The 4916-nt window shown below is 43.2% G+C and carries 4 protein-coding genes; 2 read left to right on the plus strand and 2 right to left on the minus strand.

The window, feature by feature from the left end; all coding sequences use genetic code 11:
- Positions 1 to 203 precede the first annotated feature (203 nt).
- Entirely contained in the window at positions 204 to 1973 is a 1770-nt protein-coding gene (gene ggt / locus RT143_RS06960; protein WP_313092061.1) for a gamma-glutamyltransferase, read from the plus strand.
- Between the two features lie 79 nt (positions 1974 to 2052).
- Here the strand turns inward: ggt and RT143_RS06965 are convergent, their stop codons facing one another.
- Entirely contained in the window at positions 2053 to 3111 is a 1059-nt protein-coding gene (locus tag RT143_RS06965) for an NAD(P)H-dependent flavin oxidoreductase (protein WP_313092062.1), read from the minus strand.
- Between the two features lie 216 nt (positions 3112 to 3327).
- Positions 3328 to 3906: a GTP cyclohydrolase I FolE gene (gene folE, locus RT143_RS06970; protein ID WP_007115330.1), complete on the minus strand. Its 579-nt coding sequence runs from the start codon at positions 3904 to 3906 to the stop codon at positions 3328 to 3330.
- A gap of 190 nt (positions 3907 to 4096) precedes the next feature.
- Between folE and RT143_RS06975 the strand changes: the two genes are divergently transcribed.
- Complete coding sequence (locus tag RT143_RS06975; protein WP_219332845.1) at positions 4097 to 4900, plus strand: enoyl-ACP reductase FabI; 804 nt, start codon at positions 4097 to 4099, stop codon at positions 4898 to 4900.
- Positions 4901 to 4916 lie beyond the last annotated feature (16 nt).

Here is a 4916-nt window from a genome sequence, read left to right on the forward strand (position 1 = left end):
GGCAGTTAAAAAAGCTTGCAGATTGTGGTAAATACTTATAACTTAGATATCCGTTAGAAAAATTAACGAATTGGTCAGATAACAAAAATATTTTTGTCACAATTTAATATGACGTTTTTTGTGAAAGGATTTATGTATATTGTAGCAATACATATTATTTGTATCTGCTACAACATCAACTAGTAATTTAGAAGGATAGGGACATGCGACTAAAACCTAAACTGATTTTAACCAATCTGTCATTGGCTTTAATGCTGGTGATATCACCCATTGCCCAAAGCAAACTATTACCACAACCAGCCACCAATGCTAGCCAGTCAGCGGCAAATCGCTACGATAGCAGTAATGATATCTTTCATCCTGTCTATGGTAAAAATGGTATGGTGGCTTCCGAGCAAGGGTTAGCAACGCAAGTTGGTTTGGATATATTAAAACAAGGCGGGAATGCTATCGATGCGGCGGTCGCGGTTGGATTTGCCTTAGCAGTCGTCTTGCCAAATGCAGGCAACATTGGTGGTGGTGGTTTTATGGTGTTGCATGATGATAAAACTGGCAAAGATGTTGCGATTGATTTTCGCGAAATTGCGCCAGCCAAAGCTAGCCGTGATATGTACCTTGATAATCAAGGGAATGTTATTGATGGAAAATCATTGTTCACGCATGACGCTTCAGGTGTGCCTGGTACAGTAGCTGGGATGGAATACGCGCTAAAAAAATGGGGTACAATGCCATTATCTAAAGTGCTTGAGCCTGCAATTAAGCTTGCAGACAAAGGGTTTATTGTCAGTGATGTATTGGCACAGACGTTAAAAGAAGAAAAATCAACACTGGGTAAATGGGCAGCTAGCAAAGCGATTTTTTTCAAAAACGGTGAACCGCTGAAATCTGGTGATTTATTGATACAAAAAGACTTGGCGAAATCATTGCGTTTGATTGCCAAACAAGGGGCAAAAGCATTTTATCAAGGTGAAATCGCCACAAAAATTGCTAAAGAAATGCAATCACATGGTGGCACAATGACACTTGAAGATTTAAAAGCATATAAAGTTGTTGAGCGTCAGCCAATTATTGGTGATTATCGAGGCTATAAAGTTGTTACTATGCCACCCCCAAGTTCAGGTGGTGTACACTTGATTGAGATATTAAATATGCTTGAGCATTACCCTATCAAAGAAGATGGGGTAAATAGTGCCAAAAATATTCACCACATGGCAGAGAGTATGAAATTAGCCTATGCTGACCGCTCAGAATATTTGGGCGACCCGGATTTTGTCAAAATCCCTGTCACAGGTTTAACATCGAAAGCATATGCTAATGAACGGGTCAAAACGATTGATGATAATAAAGCAAGACTTTCATCAAGCATTAAACCTGGTAAACCACAACCTTATGAAAGTGACCAGACTACGCATTTTTCAGTCATGGATAAAGCGGGCAATGCCGTTGCTGTCACCTATACATTAAATCTTAACTTTGGTAGTGGCATTGTTGCAGAAGGCACAGGGATTTTACTCAATAATGAAATGGATGACTTCTCAGTGAAACCCGGTGTGCCAAATGCGTTTGGTCTAGTGGGTGGCACTGCCAATGCGATTGAAGCAAAAAAACGTCCACTTTCTTCAATGACACCAACGATTGTCATGAAGAATAATAAACCTTGGCTGGTTACAGGTAGTCCAGGTGGGGCTCGTATCATCACGACTGTATTGCAAAGTGTGGTTAATACTATTGACCATGAAATGAATCCAGCAGAAGCGATAATTACACCACGAGTTCATCATCAATGGCTACCCGATGAGCTTAGGGTTGAAGAAGGCATTAGTCCTGATACGATAAAATTGTTGCAAGACAAAGGTCATAAAGTTGTTACTAAAGCACCAATGGGACGTATTCAAATTATTCAAGCGGATGATTCTGGGTTTTATGGCTATTCTGACCCAAGAAATCCTGATGGCAAAACATTAGGTTTCTAAACTGTTCATTAAACAAAACGTGAGTGCTGCGACTCACGTTTTTTTTACTAACAAAATATATCAAGATTATTTTTTGCAATTAGTAGCCAAGTAAATCTTGAATAATTTTATCTGCTGTACCACTTTTCGCCAATCTCGCATTTTGCCCTGCCCACAGTGAGCTAAACTCATCACTTCCCATGCTTTCGGCTTTGGCTTTAAGGGGGTTACTCACAAACGATGCATGGGGAAATGGCGGTGCAGACTTGCTAATATACCCCGCTTCTTGCATAAAGCGATTGACAATCCCACGTGCTAAGCCGCCACTAAATACATTGGTTAAAGCGGTGTGTTCGGCTCGCTCACTTTGCAGTGCCTTGCGGTGAAAGTCTTTGGTATCACACTCATCTGCCAGCAAAAAAGCAGTACCCACCTGTACTGCACTGGCGCCCATAGCAAACGCTGCTTGTGCGGTAGCGTTGTCGCTGATACCGCCTGCCGCAATCACCGGCAAACTGACAGAGCGGATGATATTGGGCAATAGGCTATAAGTGCCCGCTTGCAGCGTCACATCTTGGCTTAAAAACATACCCCGATGTCCGCCTGCTTCCAATCCCTGCGCGATAATCATATCCGCCCCATTGGCCTGCAACCAGCGTGCTTCCGCAGGCGTGGTGGCAGAGGATATCACAATCGCCCCGGATTTTTTGACGATATTTAACAAAGCTTTGTCCGGTAGCCCAAAATGAAAACTCACCACAGGGACTTTTAAATCCGCCAATAGCGCTGCTTGTTCATGGGTAAATGGCTGACGTCCACCGGTCGTGGCTATCTCATCTTGCGCCAAACCAAATTCTTGATAATAAGGTTGTAGGGCATTCAACCATTTTTCTTGCATCGCTTGGGTATAGTCAGGTTGTTGATGGGCAAAAAAATTGACATTAAAGGGGGCGTCAGTCGCAGCACGAATAGCCTTAATTTCACTTTCAATTTTTTGTAGGCTGAGTAAGGCGCCGGGGAGTGAGCCGAGTCCGCCTGCTTGGCACACAGCGATAGCAAGTTTGCTGTCTTGGACACCTGCCATCGGCGCTTGGATGATCGGTAATTGAACTTTAACGTAATCAAGAAAGCTGTTAATCGCCTTGGTATGATGGATCATTTTATGTTCCTTGTTATTGTTTTAATGTTATGGGCTCACAGGGCAAAAATCGAAAACCATTTTAGTGTATCGCCAATGGATGACATTGAAAAGTACTATATGCCCGTTATAAATCGGCTGAATATAAATAAGCCCCAGTAACATCACTGGGGCTTATTTGACTAGTTAATTTAGGTTGACTGTTTAGGCGCTAAGTTTAGGTATTAAGTTTAGACACTAGGCGCTTGGAATCGCCATTAACAACGCTTGTCTTGCCTCGGTATTGTGTTTGAATTCGCCCAGTAGTGACATACTGCGGGTATCAGATTTTTGTTTCATCACGCCGCGCATCATCATGCACATATGCGCGGCATCCATCACCACCGCCGCGCCTTTTGCCCCTGTCATATCCATCACCGCTTGCGCGATTTGACGGGTTAAGTTTTCTTGAATTTGCAAACGGCGCGCGTACATATCCACGATACGTGCCATTTTTGACAGTCCAATCACTTTGCCATCGGGCAGATACGCCACATGCGCCACGCCATAAAAAGGCAACATGTGATGCTCACACATCGAATAAAACTCGATATTTTTTACCATAACCAATTCATTATTGTCAGTTGGAAAAATCGCGTTATTGGTAATTTCGACCAAATCTTGATGGTAGCCTTGGGTTAAAAAACTAAAGGCTTTAGCGGCACGTTCTGGGGTATTAAGCAGTCCCTCACGTGTTAAGTCTTCCCCTGTTGATGCAATTAGGGTGCGGTAGGCATCACTGTTTTGTTGGATAATCTCGTCAAAATTTGCAGGCATAGTCATGATAACATTTAAGTTGAAAAAAAATAGGCATAGCTTAACGCTTTACCACTATTTGTAAAGTGATTTTTGTCACAAACGCCATGAAAATCACTAAATTTGCTTTGTTTGGGTTTTTTGCTAGAATTAACCCCTAATTTTGAGCTATTATAGTGCATATTCGTTCACTGAAAAATAAGGAAAAACCATGCTATTAACAGGGAAGCGTTTCGTTGTTACCGGTATCGCCAGTAAATTATCGATTGCTTGGGGTATCGCAGAAGCGTTACATCGTGAAGGCGCGAGTTTAATTTTGACCTATCCAAATGAAAAAATGAAAAAACGCGTGGATATGGCAGCCGAAACGTTTGGTGCAGAGAAGGTATTGGCCTGTGATGTGGCATCAGATAGCGAAATCGAAGCGTGTTTTGCCCAAGTTGCTGCACACTGGCCAGAGGGCATTGATGGGGTCGTGCATGCCATTGGTTTTGCCCCTGCTGATCAGCTAGATGGTGATTTTACCCAAGTGACCACTCGTGAAGGCTTTGCCATTGCCCATGATATTAGTAGCTACAGCTTTGTGGCGCTTGCTAAAGCCAGCCGTGAATTGCTGGCAAAACGCCAAGGCTCACTGTTAACCTTGACGTATGAAGGCAGTATCCATGTGTTGCCAAACTACAATGTCATGGGTCTAGCCAAAGCGAGTCTGGAAGCGAGCATTCGCTACCTTGCGAGCTCAATGGGTAGCGATGGTATCCGTGTCAATGGGATTTCTGCAGGTCCAATTCGTACCTTGGCGGCAAGCGGTATCAAATCATTTCGTAAAATGCTCGACACCAACGCCAAAATGTCACCGCTACAGCGCAATGTCAATATTGAAGAAGTCGGTAATGCCGCGATGTTCTTGTTATCGCCTTGGGCGTCTGGTATCACCGGCGAGATTTTATTTGTCGATGCTGGGTTTAATACCGTGGCACTCTCTGAACAAGTGATGATGCAGGTAGAAGACTAATTTTTAGGCGGGTAGT

It is taken from the genome of Moraxella sp. CTOTU48268 (assembly GCF_032069585.1).
In the GTDB taxonomy this organism is placed as follows: domain Bacteria; phylum Pseudomonadota; class Gammaproteobacteria; order Pseudomonadales; family Moraxellaceae; genus Faucicola; species Faucicola cinerea.

Excerpts from the sequence above, each read along its gene's own strand:
- RT143_RS06965 (WP_313092062.1), bottom strand. The coding sequence starts at position 3,111 with ATGATCCATCATACCAAGGCGATTAACAGCTTTCTTGATTACGTTAAA.
- folE (WP_007115330.1), bottom strand. The coding sequence starts at position 3,906 with ATGCCTGCAAATTTTGACGAGATTATCCAACAAAACAGTGATGCCTAC.
- ggt (WP_313092061.1), top strand. The coding sequence starts at position 204 with ATGCGACTAAAACCTAAACTGATTTTAACCAATCTGTCATTGGCTTTA.
- RT143_RS06975 (WP_219332845.1), top strand. The coding sequence starts at position 4,097 with ATGCTATTAACAGGGAAGCGTTTCGTTGTTACCGGTATCGCCAGTAAA.